General features: G+C 42.9%; 25 protein-coding genes. 24 read left to right on the top strand and 1 reads right to left on the bottom strand.

Annotated elements, in window-relative coordinates; genetic code table 11:
• Positions 1 to 5: 5 nt before the first annotated feature.
• From HC175_RS03955 to HC175_RS03865, 19 genes are all read left to right on the top strand, one after another.
• Positions 6 to 719 carry a uroporphyrinogen-III synthase gene (locus tag HC175_RS03955; RefSeq protein WP_168137225.1) on the top strand — a complete coding sequence of 238 codons (714 nt, stop codon included), beginning with the start codon at positions 6 to 8 and terminating at the stop codon, positions 717 to 719.
• A gap of 106 nt (positions 720 to 825) precedes the next feature.
• Complete coding sequence (locus tag HC175_RS03950) at positions 826 to 1,377, top strand: hypothetical protein (protein WP_168137224.1); 552 nt, start codon at positions 826 to 828, stop codon at positions 1,375 to 1,377.
• Between the two features lie 6 nt (positions 1,378 to 1,383).
• Complete coding sequence (gene hemE / locus HC175_RS03945) at positions 1,384 to 2,412, top strand: uroporphyrinogen decarboxylase (protein WP_168137223.1); 1,029 nt, start codon at positions 1,384 to 1,386, stop codon at positions 2,410 to 2,412.
• A 3-nt stretch (positions 2,413 to 2,415) separates the two neighbouring features.
• Complete coding sequence (locus HC175_RS03940; protein WP_209309923.1) at positions 2,416 to 2,916, top strand: DUF6973 domain-containing protein; 501 nt, start codon at positions 2,416 to 2,418, stop codon at positions 2,914 to 2,916.
• The gene (gene hemF / locus HC175_RS03935) at positions 2,913 to 3,815 is read left to right on the top strand and encodes an oxygen-dependent coproporphyrinogen oxidase (protein WP_168137222.1); all 903 of its coding nucleotides are present in this window, start codon (positions 2,913 to 2,915) and stop codon (positions 3,813 to 3,815) included. Before HC175_RS03940 ends, hemF begins: the two co-directional genes overlap by 4 nt.
• A gap of 495 nt (positions 3,816 to 4,310) precedes the next feature.
• Positions 4,311 to 4,784 carry an IS200/IS605 family transposase gene (tnpA, locus tag HC175_RS03930; protein ID WP_168137221.1) on the top strand — a complete coding sequence of 158 codons (474 nt, stop codon included), beginning with the start codon at positions 4,311 to 4,313 and terminating at the stop codon, positions 4,782 to 4,784.
• A 24-nt stretch (positions 4,785 to 4,808) separates the two neighbouring features.
• The gene (hemB, locus tag HC175_RS03925; protein WP_168137220.1) at positions 4,809 to 5,774 is read left to right on the top strand and encodes a porphobilinogen synthase; all 966 of its coding nucleotides are present in this window, start codon (positions 4,809 to 4,811) and stop codon (positions 5,772 to 5,774) included.
• 38 nt (positions 5,775 to 5,812) lie between these two features.
• Positions 5,813 to 6,145 carry a hypothetical protein gene (locus HC175_RS03920; protein WP_168137219.1) on the top strand — a complete coding sequence of 111 codons (333 nt, stop codon included), beginning with the start codon at positions 5,813 to 5,815 and terminating at the stop codon, positions 6,143 to 6,145.
• A 66-nt stretch (positions 6,146 to 6,211) separates the two neighbouring features.
• Complete coding sequence (locus HC175_RS03915; protein WP_168137218.1) at positions 6,212 to 6,691, top strand: hypothetical protein; 480 nt, start codon at positions 6,212 to 6,214, stop codon at positions 6,689 to 6,691.
• Between the two features lie 346 nt (positions 6,692 to 7,037).
• Complete coding sequence (locus tag HC175_RS03910) at positions 7,038 to 7,745, top strand: SDR family oxidoreductase (protein ID WP_168137217.1); 708 nt, start codon at positions 7,038 to 7,040, stop codon at positions 7,743 to 7,745.
• A gap of 19 nt (positions 7,746 to 7,764) precedes the next feature.
• Positions 7,765 to 8,883, top strand: a complete 1,119-nt coding sequence (locus tag HC175_RS03905; RefSeq protein ID WP_168137216.1) for an SDR family NAD(P)-dependent oxidoreductase — start codon at positions 7,765 to 7,767, stop codon at positions 8,881 to 8,883.
• 10 nt (positions 8,884 to 8,893) lie between these two features.
• Positions 8,894 to 10,924: a GDP-mannose 4,6-dehydratase gene (locus HC175_RS03900; RefSeq protein WP_168137215.1), complete on the top strand. Its 2,031-nt coding sequence runs from the start codon at positions 8,894 to 8,896 to the stop codon at positions 10,922 to 10,924.
• Entirely contained in the window at positions 10,921 to 11,931 is a 1,011-nt protein-coding gene (locus HC175_RS03895) for an MDR/zinc-dependent alcohol dehydrogenase-like family protein (RefSeq protein WP_168137214.1), read from the top strand. The genes HC175_RS03900 and HC175_RS03895 overlap by 4 nt, the downstream gene beginning before the upstream one ends.
• A gap of 1 nt (position 11,932) precedes the next feature.
• Positions 11,933 to 12,946 (top strand): Gfo/Idh/MocA family protein, encoded by a 1,014-nt coding sequence (locus tag HC175_RS03890; RefSeq protein WP_168137213.1) that lies wholly within the window; start codon positions 11,933 to 11,935, stop codon positions 12,944 to 12,946.
• A 4-nt stretch (positions 12,947 to 12,950) separates the two neighbouring features.
• Positions 12,951 to 14,042 carry a glycosyltransferase family 4 protein gene (locus HC175_RS03885; RefSeq protein WP_209309922.1) on the top strand — a complete coding sequence of 364 codons (1,092 nt, stop codon included), beginning with the start codon at positions 12,951 to 12,953 and terminating at the stop codon, positions 14,040 to 14,042.
• Complete coding sequence (locus HC175_RS03880; protein ID WP_168137211.1) at positions 14,039 to 15,175, top strand: CgeB family protein; 1,137 nt, start codon at positions 14,039 to 14,041, stop codon at positions 15,173 to 15,175. Before HC175_RS03885 ends, HC175_RS03880 begins: the two co-directional genes overlap by 4 nt.
• A complete protein-coding gene (locus HC175_RS03875; RefSeq protein WP_168137210.1) occupies positions 15,172 to 16,284 on the top strand; it encodes a CgeB family protein in 1,113 nt (370 codons plus the stop codon). The genes HC175_RS03880 and HC175_RS03875 overlap by 4 nt, the downstream gene beginning before the upstream one ends.
• A 3-nt stretch (positions 16,285 to 16,287) precedes the next feature.
• Complete coding sequence (locus HC175_RS03870) at positions 16,288 to 17,364, top strand: CgeB family protein (RefSeq protein WP_168137209.1); 1,077 nt, start codon at positions 16,288 to 16,290, stop codon at positions 17,362 to 17,364.
• 2 nt (positions 17,365 to 17,366) lie between these two features.
• Positions 17,367 to 18,164 carry a TIGR04290 family methyltransferase gene (locus tag HC175_RS03865; protein ID WP_168137208.1) on the top strand — a complete coding sequence of 266 codons (798 nt, stop codon included), beginning with the start codon at positions 17,367 to 17,369 and terminating at the stop codon, positions 18,162 to 18,164.
• Positions 18,165 to 18,285: 121 nt separating this feature from the next.
• On the opposite strand, the gene HC175_RS03860 is transcribed toward HC175_RS03865, so the two are convergent.
• On the bottom strand, positions 18,286 to 20,442 hold the full coding sequence (locus tag HC175_RS03860; RefSeq protein WP_168137207.1) for a S9 family peptidase: 2,157 nt from the start codon (positions 20,440 to 20,442) through the stop codon (positions 18,286 to 18,288).
• Between the two features lie 171 nt (positions 20,443 to 20,613).
• Between HC175_RS03860 and HC175_RS03855 the strand changes: the two genes are divergently transcribed.
• Genes HC175_RS03855 through HC175_RS03835 form a run of 5 tightly spaced genes read left to right on the top strand, consistent with a single transcriptional unit; the run spans position 20,614 to position 25,019 of the window.
• On the top strand, positions 20,614 to 21,594 hold the full coding sequence (locus HC175_RS03855) for a lipoate--protein ligase (RefSeq protein WP_168137206.1): 981 nt from the start codon (positions 20,614 to 20,616) through the stop codon (positions 21,592 to 21,594).
• A gap of 28 nt (positions 21,595 to 21,622) precedes the next feature.
• Positions 21,623 to 22,702: a CNNM domain-containing protein gene (locus tag HC175_RS03850; protein ID WP_168137205.1), complete on the top strand. Its 1,080-nt coding sequence runs from the start codon at positions 21,623 to 21,625 to the stop codon at positions 22,700 to 22,702.
• On the top strand, positions 22,689 to 23,171 hold the full coding sequence (locus tag HC175_RS03845) for a methylated-DNA--[protein]-cysteine S-methyltransferase (RefSeq protein ID WP_168137204.1): 483 nt from the start codon (positions 22,689 to 22,691) through the stop codon (positions 23,169 to 23,171). Before HC175_RS03850 ends, HC175_RS03845 begins: the two co-directional genes overlap by 14 nt.
• Positions 23,168 to 24,313 carry a serine hydrolase domain-containing protein gene (locus tag HC175_RS03840; protein ID WP_168137203.1) on the top strand — a complete coding sequence of 382 codons (1,146 nt, stop codon included), beginning with the start codon at positions 23,168 to 23,170 and terminating at the stop codon, positions 24,311 to 24,313. Before HC175_RS03845 ends, HC175_RS03840 begins: the two co-directional genes overlap by 4 nt.
• Positions 24,306 to 25,019, top strand: coding sequence for a 3'-5' exonuclease (locus tag HC175_RS03835; RefSeq protein WP_168137202.1), 714 nt, complete (start codon positions 24,306 to 24,308; stop codon positions 25,017 to 25,019). Before HC175_RS03840 ends, HC175_RS03835 begins: the two co-directional genes overlap by 8 nt.
• Positions 25,020 to 25,087: the final 68 nt, after the last annotated feature.

The raw sequence follows: 25,087 nt of genomic DNA, 5'->3' as shown, positions 1-25,087 counted from the left end.
ACCAATTGTCAAGATCTAAAGAAAGCGACAGACTTTCAAAACAAACTCCACGAGGAGGCAAGACGGCGACTGTGCTTTCTACTAAGAAATTGACTTCGGGCCAGCGGGAATTACTCCTCAACAGGGGGATTGGACTGGTAGAAGCCAATTTCATTAAAGTCCAGCCAATTGGATTTCAAATAAAACAGCTTCCGGAAAATATAATTTTTACGAGTAAAAATGCTGTTTTTGCACTTCTGGAGCATCCATTAGAAAAAGAGATTCGGGAGAAAAAAATCTTCTGTGTGGGGGAAAAAACAGCAGCTTTTCTGGAAAGTAATGGCTTCAGGGTGTCAAAAATGGCAAATTACGGAGCAGATCTGGCGTCAGAGATCATAAGCAACCACAAGAATGATGAGTTTCTATTTTTCTGCGGAAAAAAAAGACATACAGAGCTTCCGGAGCGATTGACATCAGCAGGTATTAATTTCACTGAAGTCGAAGTCTATGACACTCAAACGCAGCCGAAAAAAATTGATCGTATCTTTGATGGAGTGCTGTTCTTTAGCCCGAGCGCAGTAAGAAGTTACGGTTCCCTAAACGATCTAAGGGGCAGCATAGCTTTCTGTATTGGAACAACAACAGCATCAGAAGCTAAAAATTATACCAACAATATCATCATTGCCTCCACTCCTTCTATTGAGAACGTGCTCGTGCAGGTGGTGAAAACATTTACGTAGTAAATGACCCGACCTGCAAGGTTTTCACAACCTTGTAGGTCTGTTATAAAATAATTTAGACCTAAAAGGTCGAAAAAAGACCTTGCAGGTCTGATGACATAAAAGTATGAAGCTGGAAACATTAGAAAAAGATCATTTTTATCACATCTATAATAGAGGGATAAACAGATCAAATATTTTTTCTAATGATGAAAATAAGCGCTACTTTCTTCAGTTGTACCAGAAGTACTTAAGCCAAAAAGGGTCAACGTTTGCTTACTGCTTACTTCAAAATCATTTTCACGTAGTGATACGAGTATATTTAGATCCCAAAGAAGTCACTCAGGGTTTTTCAAATTTCTTTAACTCATATGCCAAGGCTTATAACAAAGCAGAGCATAGAACCGGCAGTTTGTTCGAAAAGCATTTTAAAAGAATAAAGGTAGCTGACGAAAAATACCTGAAACAACTGATAATCTACGTAAATTTGAACCCCGAAATACATTTTGGGAAAGCTTTTAAAACCTATAGATTTTCTTCTTATCAGGAAAGTATTAACGACGTATCAAAAATTGTAAAATCTGAAGAAATTTCTGAACTTTTTGGAGGCAACGAAAATTTTCAGAAATCACATGAGAATCGCAGTATTTCTCTCTCTGAAGAACTAACATTAGAATAAAACAACATGATAAAAAACGATCTTTTTCTTAGAGCTTTAAAAGGCGAAACGGTGGAACGTCCGCCGGTATGGATGATGAGACAGGCGGGACGCTACCTGCCCGATTTTATGAAGCTTAAGGATAAGTATGATTTCTTTACCCGATGTCGCACCCCGGAACTGGCTACTGAAATCACCGTAATGCCAATTCACCAGGTAGGGACAGATGCTGCTATTCTTTTTAGTGACATTCTGGTAGTTCCGCAGGCGATGAACATCGAGGTGCAGATGAAACCCGGACTCGGTCCGTGGCTGCCAAATCCGGTGAGAACCTCTGCCGATGTTGAAAAGGTGATTGTGCCCGATGTTCATGAAACACTGGGATACGTAATGGAGGCCATAAAAATGACGAAAAAGGAACTCAACGATGAAGTTCCTTTGATAGGTTTTGCCGGTTCTCCGTGGACAATTCTGTGTTACGCTGTCCAGGGACAGGGTTCCAAAAATTTTGATATTGCCAAGAAATTTTGTTTTACGAATCCGCAGGCAGCTCATACGCTGCTCCAAAAGATCACAGATACCACTATTGCCTACCTAAACGCTAAAGTTGAAGCCGGAGTAGATGCGGTGCAGATCTTTGATTCGTGGGGAGGAATGCTTTCTCCGGAAGATTACCAGGAGTTCTCGTGGAAATACATTCAGCAGATCATAGATGCTCTAAAATCGGAAATTCCAGTCATTGCATTTGGGAAAGGCTGTTGGTTTGCTTTGGATAAAATGGCGCAATCGGGAGCTTCTGCCCTGGGTGTGGATTGGACCTGTTCCCCACAAATGGCGAGGAAGCTAACGGGTGGAAATATAACGCTTCAGGGGAATTTTGATCCGAGCAGGTTGTATTCTCCTCCTTCAGAAATAAAGACGATGGTACACCAAATGATCAATGAATTCGGGAAGGACAGATATGTAGTGAATTTAGGACACGGAATCCTCCCTGATATTCCGGTGAAAAATGCGATCGCTTTTGTAGAAGCAGTTAAGGAATATAAAGCTTCGTAAAAGGTGGCGGTAGGTAAAAGAATAGCAAGCCTGAAATATAAAGAGCTGGCTGTTCTTAGCGGGATATTTTTAAAACATCCGCTTTACCTTTTTCCTACTTACAAGGCGACTAACAGAACGGTTAAGATCTGTAACCAATTATATGGGACGCTGCATCATGAAGATAACAGGACCAATGCCTTTCGACATGCCCTGTGGAATTACCTGATCTGCAATTTTTGTTTGCCTGTAGCAGGATCAGTTGAAAAAGCCCTAATCTGGAGCAAAAAGATCACCGACCTGCATGAGCGGTTATCGCCAAATTCAGCATTAGCAAAGGCTATGGACCTGCATAACAACAGGATAGGTAGAGAATTATTTTCCAGTAGCTTTGACAAAGAGATAGATATTGTACCTCTTCTACAACTAAGAACAAAGGAAGCAGTAAAAATCACGTCTTTGAAAGAAACTGAGGAAGTAATGACAAACCTGGTTTTTATTGACGAAGTAAGAAGAAACCAATGAAAGAGAAATTTTACTCATACATTCAGGATCTGCAAGACAGGATCACTGCTAATCTTGAAGCCATTGACGGCGAGGCCGTTTTTAAAGAGGACCTGTGGCGCCGGGAAGAAGGTGGAGGTGGCCGTACCAGGGTCATAGAAAATGGAGCCGTTTTTGAAAAAGGAGGAGTAAATATTTCGAAGGTCCATGGTCCTCTTGCCCCTGCTATGCAGAAGCACTTCGGCGTTGGAGATGTAGATTTTTTTGCCTGTGGCCTGAGCCTTGTTATCCATCCCAAGAATCCAATGGTTCCCACCGTTCATGCCAACTGGCGCTATTTTGAGATGTATGACAAGGACGGAACAACAGTAGACAGCTGGTTTGGTGGCGGACAAGATCTAACTCCATATTACCTTTTTGAGGAGGATGCGAAACATTTCCATCAAATTTGCAAGTCAGCTTGTGACCGGCATGATCCATCTTTTTACCCCGATTTTAAAGAGAGGTGTGACGAGTATTTCTGGAATGCACACCGTGACGAAGCCCGCGGGGTTGGCGGATTATTCTTTGATTACCTGAGACCTTCCGAAGGAGTGGATGAAGAGGCGTGGTACGATTTTGTCACAGATGTTGGAGACAGTTTTCTTGAGGCCTATCTTCCAATTATAGAGAAAAGAAAGGATCTTTCTTACAGTCCGAAGCAGCGCAACTGGCAGGAAATTAGGAGAGGCCGATATGTAGAATTCAATTTGGTGCACGACAAAGGCACCTTATTTGGATTAAAGACCAACGGCAGGATCGAGAGTATTTTGATGAGCCTCCCTCCCCATGTACAATGGGTTTATGATCATCATCCCGAACCGGGAAGTGAGGAGGAGAAGTTGGTGGAGGTGTTGAGGCAACCACGGTCGTGGATTTAATATATCGCTCCTCTGGAGCTCAATAGGATTTGGTTATTCATTGCTATAAATATGTCGCCTCTCTGAGGCTCAGATAGATTCTACTTCTTCTTTAATTGATGTTTGAGAGTTGCACGAAAGAGAATTTTAGAATTTGCAATTAGCTCCGGAGGAGCGTTATATTTAGAAATGTTTGATCCCCGAGATTAAAAGAGCTCCAGAGGAGCGTCATAAAAATTGCTAAACTCTTCTATTTCATTACCGGGATCATTAAAAATGAAAATAAAATTTAATATATAATATATCGCTCCTCTGGAGCTCAATAGGACTTGGTTATTCATTGCTATAAATATGTCGCCTCTCTGAGGCTCAGATAGATTCTACTTCTTCTTTAATTGATGTTTGAGAGTTGCACGAAAGAGAATTTTAGAATTTGCAATTAGCTCCGGAGGAGCGTTATATTTATAGAAATGTTTAATCCCCAACAATAAAAGAGCTCCAGAGGAGCGTCATTAAATGGCTGATACATATTCAAAGATATACCTTCACATTATATTTGCTGTAAAAGGCAGACAAAACCTGATTTCCACAAAATGGGAGGCTGAACTTTTTTCTTTCATTACCGGAATCATCAAAAACAAAGGACAGAAATTAATCCGGATTAATGGTGTAGCAGATCATGTGCACCTTTTAGTAGGGATCAAACCTGACATAGCTTTATCAGATTTGGTCAGAGACATTAAATCCAATTCCTCCCGGTTCATAAATGAAAAAAGCTGGATTAATGGAAGATTCGAGTGGCAGCAAGGCTTTGGAGCTTTTAGTCTCAGCCATTCACATTTAAGCTCCGCCATAAATTACATTGAACACCAGAAAGAGCATCATAAGAAGAATAGCTTTAGAGAAGAATATGAGAAATTCCTAAAACTTTATGAGGTGGAATATAAGCCTCAATATCTTTTTGATGAACAAAATAATCTTGAACTTTGAACCCCGAATACAGAATAGACGATTATGCTCATACGAAACAGAAGACTTAGAACAAACGAAGCAATAAGAAGCCTGGTAAGGGAAACTATTATTACTCCCAATGACTTTATAGTGCCTCTTTTTGTAGTGGAAGGCCAGAATGTAAAGGAAGAGATCGCCTCCATGCCCAACTACTACAGGTACAGCCTCGACCTTCTCAAAAAGGAAGTAAAGGAACTTTGGGATCTCGGTTTAAAGTCAGTTTTGGTTTTCGGGAAAGTTGCGGATAATCTGAAAAATAACAAAGGAACGGAAGCTCTTAATGCGGAAGGTCTTATGCAACGTGCCGTGAAAACCATTAAAGATGCAGTCCCGGAAATGCTGGTAATGACCGACGTTGCTCTCGACCCCTATTCCTCTTATGGCCACGACGGAATTGTAGAGAACGGGCAGATCATTAATGATGCGACAAAAGAAGTACTCGCAAAAATGTCACTTTCGCACGTGCAGGCAGGAGCAGATTTTGTTGCTCCCAGCGACATGATGGATGGTCGCGTAAAAGCAATTCGGGAATTGCTTGAACAGGAAGGTTATGTTAACTCAGGGATCATGAGTTACAGCGCCAAATACGCATCCGCCTTTTACGGACCTTTTCGTGATGCCCTTGATTCGGCACCCGGATTCGGAGATAAGAAGACTTATCAAATGGATCCTGCTAACCGGGAAGAAGCCATTAAAGAAACCCTGCAGGATATCGAAGAAGGGGCCGATATTGTTATGGTAAAACCGGGTCTTTGTTACCTGGATATCGTAAGGGAGATCAAAAATGCAGTCAGCGTGCCGGTCGCGGTGTACCAGGTAAGCGGCGAGTATTCTATGCTGAAAGCTGCAGCCCAAAAAGGCTGGTTGGATCATGATGCAGTCATGCTGGAACAGCTCACTGCCATCAAAAGAGCTGGGGCACATATGATCGCAAGTTATTTTGCGAAGGATGCTGTTAAATTGTTATAAGCGGCCTGCTTTTTGATTAAATTTATCAGCAGCAGCAGATGAAAACCTTCGGAAAATACTTATTACTCCTCTTCGCTTTCTTAAATTTAAGTGAGGCAACGGCGTTCAATTTTACTGCTGACGAGGTTAAGGAGGAGCTTCCCCTTTCTTCTGAAAGTTTTAAAGCCGTTCATTCGAATCTTTTTGCCTCTCGGGAAAATCCATTTCAGGAGATTTCGGATTTTTCGGAGAGAGCATTTTCCGCAACCTCATCCGTTGATCTAACAGGGATAAGGCTGGACGTTCACACTCTGCCTGCATTTGCTTTTCTAATCCGCGATCTGCGCAAATCAATTGCACAATATTTATTTCCGAAGCATTTTTTCTTGTGATTTCAGGACCTGGCAGACTTCTGCAGTATAAAGTTCACATAAATCACAATTAAAAATATTAAAAAAATGGATACAGCATCAACCCTAATGGGTTTGGGACTATTGATTTTATTCATAGCTCCCGTTGGTTACCTGGTTTATACTCAATCTTTTCAGGAGAAAAAAAGAGCAAAGAAAATGGCCTTTTTGGCACTTCAGCAAGGATATAATTTACACGAGACAGAAAACATCAATGGCCTTTCCTTAGGACTGGATATATTGGCAAAAAAGTTTTTCCTCCTAAAATCGGGCAGGGAATCAGAACTTCAGGTAATGGACCTGGAAAAGGTATCAAAAATCGAACTTTTGAAGACCGATGAAGATGGATATGTCACGCAAAACGTAGATGAAATTCGAGAAATTTCCCTGCAGATGAAAAGTAGTGACGGCAAAAATAAAACCCTCGTGTTTTATGCCGAAGAAGAAGATCCTGTCACGCAAAAAAGTGACCGCCTTGACAATGCCGTAAAATGGCAAAAGATCCTTCAAAAATATTCACAGTCATAAACTTTTCTTAAACCAATTTAATACAAACAGGAGGTGAAACTCCTGTTTTGTTTTTTAGGAGCATCATCTACCCTTTGCTATCACTGCAATTATTAAGAAATCTCTCACAGCTTTTCAACCTGTTCCTGTTGCTGCTCCCTTCTCAAAATACCAGTAAAATTGAGGGGTTTAAGAATGTTTTAGGCTTGTTTTAATACAATTTCACAGCCTGCTCCATTAAATTTGAAAACGAAGCGGCAGGTTAACTTTGCCGTTTTTTTTCCGCAGGTTTTTCCCCCTCTCCCCCACTTAAAAACCTGTAGAAATCTCATCTGAATCTTTCAGATAAAAAGACCAAAAAAACAGCATGAGTAAGAACAAATCTTCCAGAATTGCTCTAATAACCGGCGGAAGCAGCGGAATAGGCTTTGCTATCGCTAAAAAGCTGGCGCACGAAGGTCTCACTGCATTAGTGGCAGACGTTGCTAAACCTACGTCTACACCTGAAGGTATTGTCTTTAAAGCCTGCAATGTAAGTAATGGAGATGATATTAATGAGCTTTATGATTGGACTATCAAAAATTTTGGTCATCCCGAATTTCTCATTCTTAATGCGGGAAGAGGCATTCAGGAAAAGTTAACTGAAGGAGACCCCGAGAAATGGAAGGAGATCCTGGATACTAATCTGCTGGGAGCCCTTAGAACAATACGTGCATTTACGCCTCACATGCTGTCACAAAAGAAAGGAAATGTTGTTTTTATTTCCTCAGTAGCTGCAAATCAGCCGCATCCATACGGTGGCGTTTATGCTGCTTCAAAAACAGCACTTGAAGTCATAGCAGAAACGCTAAGGCTGGAAACGTTGCCTCATTTGAATGTTACGGTAGTTAGTCCAGGAATTGTAGATACTGCTTTTTACGAACATCAAATCTCGGGACACACTTCTGTAGAGGAAATGGGAATGGGAGCCATTTCTCCCGAAGAGATTGCAGAAGATGTCTGGTATGCCCTCAACAAGAAACTTGGAACCAGCATAAACAAGATCATAACCAGGCCAACTTTACAACAATTCTAACCAACCAAAAACTTATTTGATGCAGAAAAAAGTATTAATCACCGGAGGAGCAGGATTTATAGGATCACATCTTGCAGATGAACTTTTGAATAAAGGTTACCAGGTACGGGCCCTGGATAATCTTTCTGAGCAGGTGCATGGAAAAAACGCATCCCGCCCCGAATACTTACATCCAGATGTAGAACTTCAAATTGGAGATGTAAGGGACAAAACCGCAGTGGAAAAGGCCTTACAGGGTGTCGATGCCGTAATTCACCTCGCTGCAATGGTAGGTGTAGGTCAGAGCATGTATCAAATAAAGGATTATACAGAGGTTAATAATCTGGGAACGGCCGTTCTAATGGAGGCTCTGATGGACAAGCCGGTTGAAAAGCTGGTTACCGCCTCAAGCATGAGCATCTATGGCGAAGGCTTGTATTTGAATGACCAGGGCGCGAAAAGAATGGATTGTGAAAGAAAACTCTCCGATCTTAAAAAAGGCCAGTGGGAGATGTACGATGAAGATGGTAAAGAATTGGAACCTGTTCCCACCCCCGAAACCAAGATTCCAAATCTCTCATCTGTATATGCTCTTTCCAAATATGATCAGGAACGGCTGAGTCTTATTACAGGTAAAGCATACAATATTCCTACAACAGCTTTGAGGTTCTTTAATGTTTACGGGACCCGGCAGGCACTCTCCAACCCCTACACCGGAGTGCTTGCAATATTCGCTTCCCGCCTTCTGAATAACAATCCGCCAATGATCTTTGAGGATGGAAAGCAAAAGAGGGATTTCATCCATGTAAAAGATGTGGCTAGAGCTATAAGACTTGCAATGGAAAAACCTGAAGCCGACGGAGAAGTCTTTAATGTTGGCAGCGGAAATAAATACAGCATCCTTGAAATTGCCGATAAACTCGCAGAAGTGATGGGAAGAGAAAACCTGAAAGCTGAAGTCACCGGAAAATATCGTGTGGGCGACATTAGACATTGTTTTGCCGACACTGAAAAAACTGAAAAACTCCTCGGATTTAAACCTGAAGTTAAATTCGAAGATGGTTTGTATGAGCTGGCCGAGTGGCTTAAAACTCAAATCGCAACAGACAATGTGAGCAAAGCCAGTAATGAATTGTCCTCAAGAGGTCTAACCGTTTAAAAGAACTGCTATGAAAGAAATCAAAAATACAAATGAAACTTCTCCGGCTCTTGGTATTCTTGAATGGTTTAGGCCTGGTGAGTATGATGAAGTAAGAAGTGCCATAGAAGATTTTAACAAACTTGGAATTAAGCATCTGCGAACAGGAATTTCATGGGCAGACTGGTACGTGGAAGGAACTAAAGAATGGTATGACTGGTTGTTCGCAGAGCTGGATCCTCATGTTGAAATTCTGCCTTGCTTCCTTTATACTCCCCCATCCATAGGAGAAATGGCTAAAACTTCGGCACCTCCAAAAGATTTGAAGGCCTATGCAGATTTCATAGATGAAATGATCACGAGGTATGGAAAATACTTCGAATGGGTAGAACTGTGGAACGAGCCTAACAACAAAGTAGAATATGACTTCACCCTTGATTATTCCTGGAATAAATTTTCGACAATGATAGGAATGGCAGCGCATTGGGCTCAAAAAAGGGGAAAAAAGACCCTGCTTGGAGGAATGAGCCCTATCGATCCCAACTGGCTGCAAATGATGATAGAACAGAAAGTTCTGGACTGTATTGACGCTATTGGGATTCACGGTTTTCCTCATGTATTTGACCAGCAGTGGAAAGGCTGGGAGGTTAATATTCAAAGTATCAGGGAAGTTCTTGACAAGTTTGGATACCATCAGGAGATATGGATCTCTGAAGTCGGATTTTCGACCTGGCAGGATGATGAAGTAAAACAATATCAGGAATTCAAAAATGTTTTAAACGCCAACACCCAAAGGATCTACTGGTATTCTTTAAAAGATCTGGATCCAAAAAACTCTACTGTTGGAGGTTTCCATCTTGATGAAAGGGAGTATCACTTTGGCCTTAAAAAGACCGATGGCACTAAAAAACTCCTTTACAAGCTTCTCGAAAAAGATGGTGTTGAAGGTATACATCAACAGGATTACATTAAAAAACAGTACAAGATACAGGAACAGGAAAAATATACGCTCATTACCGGAGGTGCAGGATTCATAGGCACAAATCTCGCTTCAAGATTCCTTGCAGAGGGAAAACGGGTAATGATCTACGACAGCCTTTTCAGGGATGGTGTCGAGGAAAACCTTCAATGGTTGCAAAAGGAATACGGGGAAAAACTTATAGTTCAGATCTCCGACATAAATGAAAGCAGAATACTGCAGCAATGTGTCAATAATGCTTCGGAAATCTTTCATCTTTGCGCTCAGGTCGCGGTGACCTCATCGGTTACCAATCCAATACATGATTTCAATGTCAACATAAGCGGAACCTTTCATCTCCTTGAGGCCATAAGAAAATCCAAACATCAGCCCCCGCTTATCTTTACCTCAACCAATAAGGTATATGGGAATCTTCAGGATGTACAAATGCTGGAAAAAGAAACCAGGTATTATCCGGAAGATGCCAAGATGAAAAAATACGGGATCAACGAAAAGATCCCTCTGGATTTTCACAGCCCCTATGGTTGTTCAAAAGGTGCTGCAGATCAATACATACTTGACTATTCTCGCACTTACGGTCTTAAAACGGTCGTATTTAGAATGAGCTGCATCTATGGTCCCCACCAGTTTGGAACAGAAGACCAGGGCTGGGTAGCACATTTCCTCATTAGCGCACTTGAAAACAGGCCGGTCACCATCTACGGAAACGGAAAACAGGTGAGAGACATACTTTTTGTGAATGACCTTATAGACGCTTTCCAACTTGCGCACAAGAACATTGAAAAGCTTACCGGACAGGTCTTCAATATTGGCGGAGGACCAGAAAACACAGTAAGTCTTTTAGAGATCCTGCATATTATTAAAGACAAAGCCGGGAAAGAAATGGACATAAGCTTTGAAGACTGGCGTACCGGTGATCAATTCTATTACGTATCCAACACCAATAAGTTCAAGGAAGCCACAGGCTGGAGTCCTAAACATGATGTTGAAGAAGGGGTAGAGAAATTATTACGATGGCTTTGTGAGAACCGAAATATTGAACTGCCCGAAACTTTAACCCCTGAAAAAAAGATTGCCATATGAGAGCAGCCGAAACGCTACAGGAAAAAACTCAGTCGCCTGAAGAAGTCACGTTAGGAAAAGCAGCCGTTTTGCAAGGGCCCCGGAAAGTTGCCGTAAAGGAAATCGATTTACCTGAACCTAAAGAAGGAGAGGTGCGTATTAAGCTGGAGGGCAGCGGAGTATGTGCATCAAACATTCCGGTATGGGAAGGCAGGGACTGGTTCAATTATCCTACTCCTGCGGGCGAACCTGGTCATGAAGGCTGGGGAGTCATAGATGCCGTTGGACCGGAAGTAGTAGATCTGCAAGAAGGAGATAGAGTTACGGCTCTAACTTACAATGCCTATGCTACTCATGATATCGCGAAACAGGAAAACGTGGTGAAGTTGCCTGATCTTTTAAAAGGGAAACCATTTCCCGGCGAGCCCTTAGGTTGTGCAATGAATATTTTTGAGCGCAGCGATATTCAAAAAGGGCAAAAAGTGGCTATTGTTGGCAGTGGATTTTTAGGCATCCTCCTGGTACAGCTGGCAAAATCTGCAGGCGCAGAAGTCATAGCAGTATCACGAAGAGAATTCTCCCTTACCACTGCAAAAGAGGCCGGTGCAGATCACCTTGTTGAGATGGATGATCATTATAAGATCATTGAAAAAGTGAAGGACATCACCGGTGGAAGTTTATGTGAAAGAGTGATAGAATGCACAGGAAAAGAATGGCCCCTAAATCTCTCTATTGAACTCACTGGTACCAGAGGTAAGCTTATTGTTGCCGGGTTTCATCAAGACGGGATGCGAAGCGTCAATGTGCAAATGTTGAACTGGAGAGGAATTGACATGATAAGCGCTCACGAGAGAGATCCACAACAGTATATCAATGGGATCAAGGCGGCAGTGGAAGCTGTGGAACAAGGAAAAATGGACCCGTACCCACTGTTCACTCACCAGTTTTCCCTCGAAGAAATGGAACAGGCATATCAACACCTCACCGAAAGACCCGACGGATTTATTAAAGCATTAATTGTCAACTAACATGATCGCAACTCAACCAACAAAGAAGGAATTATCACTCGGTTTTCTGGGAGTTGGCTGGATAGGTCGCAACCGCATGGAAGCTATACTTAACCACACTAATGCCAAAGCCGCTGCGATCACAGAACCCAATCCCGAAAATTCAGATGCTGCATTAAAGAGTGCCAAAAATGCCATTTTAAAGACCTCTCCCGAAGCGCTTTTTTCTGAAGAAGAACTCGACGGAATTGTCATCGCCACTCCAAGCGCGATGCATGCTGAACAAAGTATGCAGGCCTTAAAGAGCGGAAAAGCCGTCTTCTGCCAGAAACCGCTTGGTCGCACTGCCGAAGAAGTAAAGCAGGTGGTGCAGGCTTCCAGGGAAGCAGATAAACTACTTGCCGTAGACCTCTCCTATCGCTATACAAAAGCTTTCAAAGCAGTCTATGATACCATCCAAAAAGGGGAAATTGGAGATGTCTTTGCCGTCGATCTTAAGTTTCACAACGCCTACGGTCCCGATAAAAAATGGTTCTACGACATCAAACGCTCTGGCGGCGGTTGCGTCATGGACCTGGGAATTCACCTCGTGGACCTGGCTCTTTGGAGCCTTGATTTCCCAAATATCTCTGAAGTTAGCAGCAAACTCTATCACAAAGGACAACGGCTAACTTCTTTTGAAGAACATGTAGAAGATTTCGCCAGCGTTTCGATGACTTCAGATAAAGAGCAGGTGATCAATCTCGAATGTTCCTGGCACGTTTCCGCAGGGAAAGATGCCATTATAGAAGCTACTTTCTACGGAACAAAAGGAGGAGCTTCATTTAAAAATATCAACGGGTCCTTTTATGATTTTAAGGCAGAGAAATATCACGGCACACAAACCGAAACACTTGTTACCCCGCCAGATGAATGGAGTGGCCGCGCCGGAGTGGTATGGGTAGAAAATATGATCAAAAATAACGGCTTCGACGAAAAAACGGCGACCGAGTTAATAAGAACAGCAGAAGTAATTGACCGCATCTATGGAAGATAAGAATATGAAAGTTTTGATGACTACCGACACGGTAGGTGGAGTTTGGGTGTATTCCCTTGAGCTCTGCAAAGCGCTGAAGCAATATGGCCTACAGGTGCACCTGGTAGCAATGGGAGGCTGGCCTTCGCCTGCACAACAGGTCGAAGCCGAGAGCATCTCTAATGTTACCTTATACAAGAGCGATTACAAGCTGGAATGGATGGAAAATCCGTGGCAGGATGTGGCGCAATCTCGAAAATGGATCAATTGCATTTACAGCACGGTTCAGCCAGATGTGGTACATCTTAATAATTACGCGCATGTTGAAGAGGACTGGACCGCTCCAGTGGTCACCGTTTTTCACTCCTGTGTGCAAACCTGGTGGCAGGCCGTAAAAGGAAAGGCTGCCCCGCAAGAATGGGATCAATATACCCGCATTGTCAAAGAATCACTGCAGGCTTCTGATATTGTTGTAGGTCCAACGCAGGCAATTTTGAATAAAGCTCAAAAAACCCATGGCTTCACTTCAGAAATTAAAGTAATTCACAATGGAAGAAGTTTTTCTTCAACAAGTGCCAAGCCAAAAGAGGAATTCATCTTGTGTATGGGCAGGATGTGGGATGAGGCTAAGAATCTTCCGTTACTGTCAAATATTGCTGAAAAACTTCCGTGGCCGGTTTACGTGGCAGGGGAATCTGTAAACCCCAGCACAGGCCAGGAATGCAGTCTCAAAAATGTCAAATTCCTGGGAAAATTATCCCCTTCCGAAGTAAAGGACTGGATGGAGCGCGCCAGTATTTTTGTTAGTCCCACGCGTTATGAACCTTTTGGATTGGCGATACTGGAGGCTGCAGCAAATGGTTGCGCACTCGTTTTGAGTGATCTCGATACCCTCAAAGAATTATGGCAGGATGTCGCACTTTTCTTTAGTCCCGAAGATGAAGCTGAAGCCGAAAAAACCATTCTAAGGCTACTTGAGAGCCCGGCATTTCTGAAGGAACTTTCCGAAAAGGCAAAGGATCGAGCCACGAGATTTTCCGCAGAAAAAATGGGTGCAGGTTACCATCAACTGTACCAGGAAGTAATGGAAAAGGAACAAAAATTAATGAGTATATGAAAGTAGTGATGTTTTACCATTCCCTGTATTCTGATTGGAATCATGGGAATGCGCATTTTCTAAGAGGAATTGTAAAAGAGCTGCAGCAAAGGGGACATGACGTTGACGTGTATGAGCCCGAAGGTGGCTGGAGCCTGCAGAATCTTTTAAAAGACCACGGGGCAGAGCGCCTGGATGAATTCCGGCAGTATTATCCTTCCCTCAATCCGCAGTTTTACAATCCTGAGAAGAAATTAAACTACAGAAATATACTTGGAGACGCCGACCTTGTTATTGTTCATGAGTGGAATGAGCCAGAACTTATTGCCCAAATAGGAGAACAAAAGGAAAAATTCGGGTTCAAATTGCTATTTCACGATACCCATCATCGTGCTGTTTCTGCTGAAAATGAGATGAAAAAATTTGATTTTTCACACTACGATGGCGCTCTTGTTTTTGGGGAGGTGATCAAAAAGATCTATCAGGAAAAGAACTGGGTGAAAAATGTCTGGACCTGGCATGAAGCGGCAGATGCAGATTTTTTCAACCCAAACCGCGACGAAGAGAAGGAAGGAGACCTGGTTTGGATTGGAAACTGGGGTGATGGGGAAAGGACAGAAGAACTCATGGAATTTCTTATCAACCCTGTGAAGGAACTGGGAATAAAAGCAAAGGTCTATGGTGTTCGATATCCGGAAAAAGCTAAAAAAGCCCTGGCAGATGCCGGAATTGAATACGGCGGCTGGCTTCCAAACTACAAGGTTCCCGAAGTCTTTTCAAAATATAAAGTGACAGTACACGTACCAAGAAGGCCCTACGTTCAAATGTTACCGGGTATCCCTACTATCCGGCCATTTGAAGCCTTATCTTGCGGTATACCACTAATTTGCTCCCCCTGGGATGATGCAGAAAATCTTTTCACTCCGGGAGAAGATTACCTTATTGCAAAAGATGGAAATGACATGGGCTACAAGATCGCCGAGGTCCTGAAAAGCGCCCACCTTGCCCAAAGTCTTTCAAAAAACGGTCGTAAAACCATCCTTGAGAGGCACACCTGTGCACATAGAGTGGATGCTCTTGAAAACATTCTTACAGAACTTAAAATGGCAGAAGATAAGATCTATCCCATCCATCATAAAACCCTGGAAGCATGAAAAAAAACCTGAAAATTGCCTTTTTTGGATCCAGTATAGTTTCGGCGTATTGGAACGGAGCTGCGACCTACTACCGCGGAATAGTAAAGTCGCTCCATAAAATGGGGCACGAAGTGACATTTTACGAACCCGATATTTACGAGCGGCAAAAACACAGGGATATAGATGACCCCGAATGGTGTTCGGTAAAAGTTTATCCAGAAGATCAGGTGACTTTGAGAGCACTCCTCAGAGAAGCTTCGGAAGCAGATGTGATCATCAAAGCCAGCGGCGTAGGTGCTTTTGACGATTTTCTGGAAGATGCCGTAGTGCAGCTTAAAAAAGATGACAATCTCGTCATCTTCTGGGACGTTGACGCACCGGCAACTTTAGACAGAATTGAGTCCAATCCTTCAGATCCTTTTAATGCTCTTGTTCCAAAGTATGATTTTGTGCTTACTTATGGTGGCGGACAGCCGGTAATAGACGCCTACGAACGAAACGGTGCAAAAAAATGTATTCCGATTTACAACGCCCTGGATACAGACACCCATTTTCCTGTAGAACCCCAGAAAAACTTCGAGGGCAGTCTTGCCTTTTTGGGAAACAGGTTGCCAGACAGAGAGACGAGGGTGGAAGAATTCTTCATAAGACCTGCAGGAAATCTTCCGGAGGAAAAATTTATCCTGGGCGGCAGCGGCTGGGGAGATAAATCCATGCCCAAAAATATTGAAGATGTAGGCCATGTCTACACCAAAGATCATAATGCTTTTAACTGCACTCCTAAGGCTGTTTTGAACATTAGCCGGGACAGTATGGCCAAATATGGCTTTTCCCCTGCTACACGTGTCTTTGAGGCTGCCGGAGCCGGGGCTTGTCTTATTACAGATTACTGGAAGGGCATAGAAACCTTTTTTGAACCCGGAAAAGAGATCCTCGTTGCCAAAGATGGAAAAGAAGTGGAAAGCATCCTTAACGAACTAACTTCTGAAAAAGCCGAGGAAATAGGTAAAGCTGCGTATAAAAAAGTGCTGGCTGCACATACGTACGACCATCGCGCAGAACTCCTGGAGTCCGTGATCTCTGAAAAACTAGAACCTCAACCTAATTCTGTAGAACAAAATCAATAGCCCATGAAATTTGTGATCATAGGACTTTCAGTAACTTCTTCCTGGGGTAATGGCCATGCAACTACCTACAGGGCATTGCTTAAGGAACTTAATAACCTGGGGCATGATATTCTTTTCCTGGAAAAAGATGTGCCCTGGTATTCCCCGCACCGCGATATGCCAAAACCCAGTTTCTGCAAACTAGGCTTGTACAAAACAAATGAAGAGCTAAAAACCGATTATGCAAAAGAGGTTGCTGAAGCCGATGTAGTAATTGTTGGTTCCTATGTGCAGCAGGGTGTGGAAGTCGGAAATTGGGCAATTGATACTGCAAACGGAGTTGCGGCTTTTTACGATATAGATACTCCGGTCACTTTAGCAAAACTGGAACGGGATGATCATGAATACCTCGACCCTGAGATCATTTCAAAATATGACCTTTATTTGTCATTTTCGGGAGGTCCCATCTTAAAGCATTTGGAAGAACATTACGGTTCGCCTATGGCAAGAGCGCTCTACTGTTCGGTAGACCCCGATCTTTACTTTCCCGAAACTCGCGAGAAACAGTGGAAACTTGGTTACCTGGGAACTTACAGCGACGACCGCCAACCTACCGTGGAATCTCTCCTGAATAAACCCGCGGCTCATTTCCCTTCGGAAAAATTTGTAGTCGCAGGTCCGCAGTACCCGGAAAGTTACAGCTGGTCTTCAAATGTGGAGCGTATTCACCACCTGCCCCCAGCAGAACACCGAAAATTTTATAACTTCCAGGAATTCACCCTGAATGTCACCCGGCAGGATATGATCAAAGCCGGATATTCTCCCAGCGTAAGGCTGTTCGAAGCTGCTGCCTGTGGTGTGCCAATCATTTCAGATTACTGGGATGGTATTCACAGCATTTTCGAACAGGGAAAGGAAATTCTTATCGCCCGCAATAGTTCAGAAGTAGAAGATTACTTCAGAAATATTTCTTCAGAAGAAAGAGAACAAATTGGAGAAAGAGCCCGGCAAAAGGTGATGAAATCCCATACCGCAGCAGCAAGAGCAAAAGAATTAGTGAATTATGTAAAGGAGGTGCGCCAGCCTTCAGAAAAAGTTTAAATATGTCTACTCAAGCCGAAATTCAAGAACTAGCTCCCTGGTTTCACAATATTCATCTTCCCGACGGGAATACCACCGCACCTGACCATTTTTTAGGCGATTTTCCGAAGTTCAAATGGGAGAAAATCAAAACTGCAATTCCCGAAGACCTCACGGGCTGGAAGGTGCTGGATATTGGCTGCAATGCAGGATTCTATTCTTTGGAATTGGCCAAACGCGGTGCAGAAGTTCTGGGAATAGATCTGGATGAACATTACCTGAAACAGGCAAAATGGACGGCTAAGCAATTTGGTCTAGATGATAAGATCAGGTTTGAGCAGATGCAGGTATATGACCTGGCGCACAGCGAAGAACAATTCGACCTCATTTGGTTCATGGGCGTATTTTATCATTTGCGGTATCCAATGCTTGCGATGGATATACTGTCTCAAAAAGTGAAAAAAATGATGGTCTTCCAAACGCTTTCTCTTCCGGGGACCGAAGAAATGGAGATCCCTGAAGATGTGGAATTCCACAAGCGCGAGATCATGAAAAAAGATGCCTGGCCAAAAATGGCATTTATTGAGCATAAACTTGCAGGAGATCCTACCAACTGGTGGGCGCCAAACCATCAGGGAATTCTCTCGATGCTTCGCAGCTGCGGACTTCAGGTCACCTCTACGCCCGAGGATGAAACTTATGTTGCCCATAAAGATCCCCAACTCCAATCGAGCCTCGATACCTGGAACTATTCAGAATATCTTTCGGCAGTTGGGAAGGACTGGAAAGAGGAAGTGGGAAAAAAAACCCGCAAGGGATAGAGACGCGAATAATCGCGTGTCAGACGCAACCTAATATAATGATAGAGGCGCGAATAATCGCGCCTCTATCGGTTTACCATTTCTAGACCTACGAGGTCTTGGAAACCTCGCAGGTCTAGTACTATTTCACAGGTTCTATTTCAAAATTCTTTGGCGGAGTGGCGCCTAATAGATGCTCCACGAAATAATCCCAGCGACGACGCATCATGTAGTAGGAATCCTTGCCGAAACCATGCCGGGCGTTAGGAAAAATGATGAGGTCAAAATCTTTATTAGCCTTAATTAAGGCATCAACCACGAGATAAGTATTATAAGGAGGAACGTTATCATCAAGGCCCCCGTGAGCAAGGAGTAATTTTCCCTCCAGGTTTTCTGCATACATCTGGTTCGCCTGTTTCGTGTAACTATCCACTCCGTCTTGCCCCATAGTCATGAGTCCGATATATCTTTCTCCCCAATCATCCTCATAGTTGCGATTGTCATGATTACCTGATTCTGCAATTCCCACGGAATAGAAATCCGGGTGACGGAACAGGGCCGCAGCGGCTGCAAATCCACCTCCGGAATGTCCCCAGATCCCAACTTTTTCAGCATCGATGTAAGGGTATTTTTCAGTCAGTTGCCGAATTCCTGCTTTTTGATCTTCTAAGGTGTTACCTGAAATATCTCCGTAGCAGGCATCGTGAAAGGCTTTCGAACGACCGGGATTACAGGAACCGTCAATAAGAATAACTATAAACCCGAGTTCGGCTAATGCCTGATGATCACTGCGGGCTGCCGAAAAATTTCTACTGCCAACACTTCCTCCCTGCGGCCCGGGATACACATAATTTACAACCGGATATTTTTTATTTTCATCTAAATGAGTAGGAGTAAACATTAAACCATGCAAATCCCACTGCCCATCTGCAGATTTAACCGTAATAGGCTGTGGTGCTTTCCAGCCTCTGGCCTTTAGCCTGGAAATATCACCTCTTTCCAATACTGCAATTTCTTTTCCATTGGTGTTGCGCAAAACAGCTACAGGAGGCGTTGTGGGTGTAGAATAGCTGTCCACGAAAAACTTGTGGTCTGATGAAAAATAGATGTTATGATTTGCATTTTCGGGAGTGAGCAGCTTCAAAGATTTTCCATTAAAACCTATTTTATAGAGGTGCGAGAAATAAGGATCTCTTCCCTCTTCCCGGCCATTAGCCATAAAATAGAGCTCTCTGTTTTTTTCGTCTACATGTAAAAGCTCTGTCACTACAAAATCTCCTTTGGTGATCTGGTGCTTAAGTTTTCCGGAGGTTAGGTCATAGAGATAAAGATGGCCCCAGCCATCTCTTTCTGAATACCAGATAATTTCCTTGCTATTAGGTAGATATTTCCAGTTGATGCTCCCCTGCCCGGATTCGAACTGTGTCTTTACGACTTCATTAAAAACTTCCCTTACCTCCCCGGTTTCTGCGTTTGCTATGCGCAATTTTGCTTCCTTATGATCACGGGATGTCGAAACGAACGCAAGTGCCGTAGCATCTTCGTTCCAGTAATTATCGTCGAATGCGCCACTGCAGGAAATATCATCACACAGGGTACCTCTGCGTGGATCTGGTGCTACCTGTAACTCAACGACTCTTGGGGTGTCAACTTCTACGATCACCCTTTGGATCTGGATCACCTTTTCGTCTTCCGGAAGTGGATATTTCCATTGTTGCAGGTTTGGCGCCCCTACCTTTGTCTCTACCAGGTACATGTCACTTATGTGTCTTTGATCCTGCTTATAGGTTGCTACTTTTTTGGAATCTGGAGACCAAAGAACAATGGGACGATCACTTTTGCGCCACCCGGCATTGTCTGTAGCATATCCAAAATTCTCCTCACCATCTGTTGTCAGTTGCTTTTCCTCTCCGGTCTCCAGGTTACGCAGCCAAAGATTCCAGTCCTTGATATAAACAACCTTATTTCCATCGGGTGACAGTACTTCATTTCGAGAAATATCCTGCGTCTCATTTTCTTCCTTAGGAATAAGTTCTTCCTTTGATCTGGCAGTTTCCTTCTTTCCGGTTTTTGGATCTACCAGAACATATTCTGCACCCTCGGGAGTGTTTACGCGATACCAGAAACGTCCGTCTTCCAACCACACCGGCCGAACATTAGCTCTGTCTACCAGCGAATATGTATTAAAATACAAAAATTGGGTAGCCTGTTTATAGTCTTCAGCGGTTATTGTATCCTGTGAAATGGCTGAAGAGTTAAAAAGCAACATTAAAAAGGCGCTAAGCAGTATTTTTTTCATGGCAAGTGAATTTGTTGATCTTAAATAAAAATAATAAGTGCACACAAGATACATCAAATCGTCACTTCTGTAAGAAAAACGGTGTTTTTTACCGGAATATCCTAAGAATTAATCCTCTTTTGGGAACTTTCCATATATGCTTTCTTATTTTTGAAAGAATAAACCAGCAATATGCTTTGCATCAAACATCATTCTACAGACGCGTTCTTCAACATCGCAACAGATGAATATATTTTTAAGCACCTCAAGGAAGATTGCTTTATGTTGTGGCGAAATGACAATGCAATTATTGTAGGAAAGCATCAAAATACCCAAGCCGAGATCAATCATGAATACGTTAAGGAACGGGGAATAAAGGTGGTGAGAAGACTTTCGGGTGGTGGCGCGGTATTTCACGATTTGGGAAATCTCAATTTCTCCTTTACCCGCACTGGTGACAGCTATGAAATGATTGATTTTGAACGCTACACCAAACCCATAATTGAAGTTTTAAAAGAGCTGGGTGTCAATGCAAAATTTGAAGGACGAAATGATCTCACCATTGAGGGCAAGAAATTTTCAGGAAATGCAGAACATGTTTTTAAGAATAAGGTGCTGCATCACGGAACCTTGCTTTTTTCTTCTGAAATGAAAGATATTAGTGGTGCCCTTAAAATAAATCCGCTGAAATATAAGGACAGAGGTGTGAAATCTGTTCCCAACAGAGTTACTAATATCAGCGATCACCTGCCCAAAAAGATAAGTCTGGATGAGTTTACCGATAAGGTGATGAATTATATAACTTCCAGCTTCCCCGATGCCCGTATGTACGAGTTCACCGAAGAAGATCTCGCCGCAATCCAGAAGATAAGAGATGACAAGTACAGCACCTGGGAATGGAATTTTGGATATTCTCCCGACTATAATTTTAGACAGGGAGCGCGCACCACGGGAGGAACTGTAGAAATGAATATGAACGTGGCGAACGGGGTAATTCAGGAAGTGAAGATCACAGGCGACTTTTTCCATATTCGTGACATTTCTCCTATTGAACAAGCCCTGAAGAATACAAAACACAATGAAGAAGAGATCAGGAGTGTATTGAAGCAGTTCGATCTTGAGGAATACTTCAGCAGGATCACCGAAGACGACCTTGTTGCCATCATGTTTTAATTTAAATCATTAAAAGCAAAGCCAGAAAATGGAATTATTAATCTTATATGCTGTTGTTTCAATTTTCTTCTCCTTCATGTGTTCAATTCTGGAGGCCTCCCTTCTCAGCATCACACCTTCCTTTTTAAAGATCAAAATCAGAGAAGGAAAAAGTTATGCCCGCACCCTGGCCAATTTTAAGAAGGACGTAGATAAACCGCTTATAGCTATTTTGACCATCAACACCATTGCCCATACCGTTGGTGCGATCCTCGTAGGAGTACAGGCCGAAAAAGTGTATGGAGATGGCGGCAATGCTGTAGGCATAGTTTCAGCCATTATGACCATGGCGATCCTTATTATTTCTGAGATCATTCCAAAGACCATTGGAGCGACCTACTGGAAAACTCTTGGCAACTTCACAGCACAATCTTTAAAGCTCTTTGTGTTTCCGCTGAAGTATACAGGTATTCTTTACCTCATGCTGCTCACAACCCGGCTTATTGGTAAATCGGCGCATGTAGGGTCAATGAGCAGGGAAGAATTTATGGCAATTACCGATGTTGCCGAGGAAGAAGGAGTATTTGAAGAGCAAGAAACAACGGTCATCAAAAATATGCTGCTCTTTAAAAAGGTAAAAACGAAAGACGTAATGACCCCTTTTTCTGTCGCGGTTACTGAAAATGAAAATACCACCATTGAAGAATTCTACAGGGAAAACCGAAATCTCAAATTTTCCAGAATTCCCCTCTATGACAAAAAACACAACAATATCACCGGCTTTATTCTGAAAGATGAAGTGCTTGAAGAAATGCTGGACGAAAAAGGGCCTGAACAATTAAAAACTCTGAAAAGAGAGATCCTAATGACTTCTGAAGAAACTCCAATCCCCGAGCTCTTCGAAAAGTTTATTCAGCAAAGAACACATTTGGCAATGGTAATTGACCAATATGGTAACACCGTAGGTCTTGTCACCATGGAAGATATTATTGAAACTTTGATGGGACTGGAGATCATGGATGAAAGTGACAATGTGGAAGATATGCAGATCCTCGCTCGCCGCAACTGGGAAAAAAGAGCTCAGAAATTAGGCCTTTTAAAACAGGATAAGGAAGATGAAAACGAATAGGGTAATAATAAAAACTCCTCTTGGAAATGCTATTTTAGAAGGGAATGATCTGGGGATCTCCAGGTTAACCCTTACTGATGAAGCCTTGGAACCCACACCTCATCCAGCGCCGCAACTTACTGAAGCAATAGCCCAGCTGGAGCAATATTTTAAAGGGGAACGAAAAGAGTTCGATCTTAGACTCAATCCAGAAGGAACAGATTTTCAAAAAAAAGTGTGGCAGTTGCTACAGAAAGTTACCTACGGAAGAACCAGCTCATACAAGGAACTTTCTAACGACTTCGGGAATCCGTTAGCGATAAGAGCTGTCGCCGCAGCAAATGGAAAGAATCCGTTATGGATCCTCATTCCCTGCCATAGAATTATTGGCAGCGATGGCTCCCTTACGGGGTATGCCGGTGGCTTGTGGCGTAAGAAATGGCTGCTTGAACACGAGCAAATGGAAAAACAACAAAGCCTTGCGCTATGAGAGGTGTCAAAAAAGGCATTTTTGGAACCATTATATTTTTAGCTCTGGCTGTTACGCTGATCTTTCTTTTTGATTTCGATTATATTTTTAAGGGAATACGTACCACTTATCTTCAGGGATACACTACTGCTCACATCGACGATCATGTGAATTTCGACACCCGCACTATTGAAGCCGGAGAGCCTCAGCCCTGGCCAAAACATTCAGACTATAATTTAGCAGAGATACCCCAGGCACTTCAGAAAAAAAATAAAGCAGCAGGAACGGTTGCATTTCTTATTATTAAAAATGACAGTATCTGGTATGAGAATTATGCCGAAGATTACGGCCCTCATTCCCTTACCAACTCCTTTTCAATGGCCAAGAGCGTGGTGGCAATGCTCCTCGGAAAAGCCATTTTTGAAGGTTATATTACCGATCTTGATCAACCAGTCGCACATTATTTTCCGCAGTTCGATGAACGTCTTAGCCTTCGCCACCTGGCCTCGATGTCTTCGGGACTCAACTGGGATGAGAATTATTACAATCCCTTTTCGATGACCGTTCGGGCCTATCTGGATGACGATATCAGGGAACTTATTTTGGATCTGGAAGTAGTAGATCAACCCGGTGAAGAATTCGAATACCTGAGCGGGAACAGTCAGCTGTTGGCAATGGTTCTGGAAAAAGCTACCGGACAGAGCATTTCTGAATATCTGAGCACAGGCTTCTGGAAACCAATGGGCATGGAGAACAATGCGCTGTGGCAGCTGGATAGTGAAGAAAGCGGAATGGAAAAGGCTTATTGCTGTATTGCTTCAAATGCCCGGGATTTCGCACGTCTCGGAAAACTTTACAAAGATCACGGGAAATGGAACGGCCGACAACTACTGGATTCTGCTTTTATCGAGGCATCGAAAAGGCCTCAACTTGAAGATTATCCACATTACGGACTGGGAATATGGCTGGAAAAAGTAAAGGGAAGAGATGTTTTCTACTTCCGGGGGATCTTAGGCCAATATGTCATTGTACTTCCGCAGGAAGAGGTGATCATTGTGAGGCTGGGACATGAAGGAGGCAAAATTCCGGGGGACAAGGAGCATCCCAAAGATTTTTATTTCTACATTGAGGAGGTGTTAAAAATGCTTCGGAAGGATGATTAAAAAAATAGCTCTAAAGAACGTGCTGTTTCTCGACATTGAAACAGTTCCTGAAAATTCAGATTTTAATGATCTTTCAGACGAAATGCAAAAGCTCTGGGAAGCTAAGACGCAGTATCAGCGAAAAGAGCAGTTGACCGCTGCCGAATTTTATGACAGAGCCGGCATTTGGGCAGAGTTTGGTAAGATCGTATGTATCTCTGTAGGGCATTTTGCTTATTCCGGTGAAAAAAGAACATTTAGAACCACCACTTTTCACGGAGATGAGAAGAGCCTTTTGCAGCAATTCAAGGATCTTCTGGATACTCATTTTGGTCGACCGCAGCATTTGCTCTGTGCCCACAATGGAAAAGAATTTGATTTTCCATACATCGCCCGCAGAATGCTTATTCACAGCATCGAGCTCCCCAACAAACTTAACTTCTTCGGAAAAAAACCATGGGAAATACCTCATCTCGATACATTGGAACTGTGGAAATTCGGCGACTACAAACATTTTACTTCCCTAAAACTCCTTTGTAAAGTATTAGGTGTGCCTTCTCCTAAAGAGGACATTGACGGGAGTGAAGTCAGGAATGTTTTCTATGAAGAAAATGATCTTGATCGTATCATCAAATACTGTGAACGTGATGTTGTTGCTATCGCACAAGTAGTGTTGAGACTAAGACAGGAACCGTTACTGGAACAGGAAGAGATAAGATCTGTCTAAGCTTCCTTAAGGAATTGTTATTTATCCTGCTGCTTTTCAAAATTTTAGTATATTTATTAAAAGAGCAT

The organism is Salinimicrobium oceani (assembly GCF_012037645.1).
Note: the sequence above shows the minus strand (reverse complement) of the source record. Positions and strands in the feature narration are given on the sequence as shown.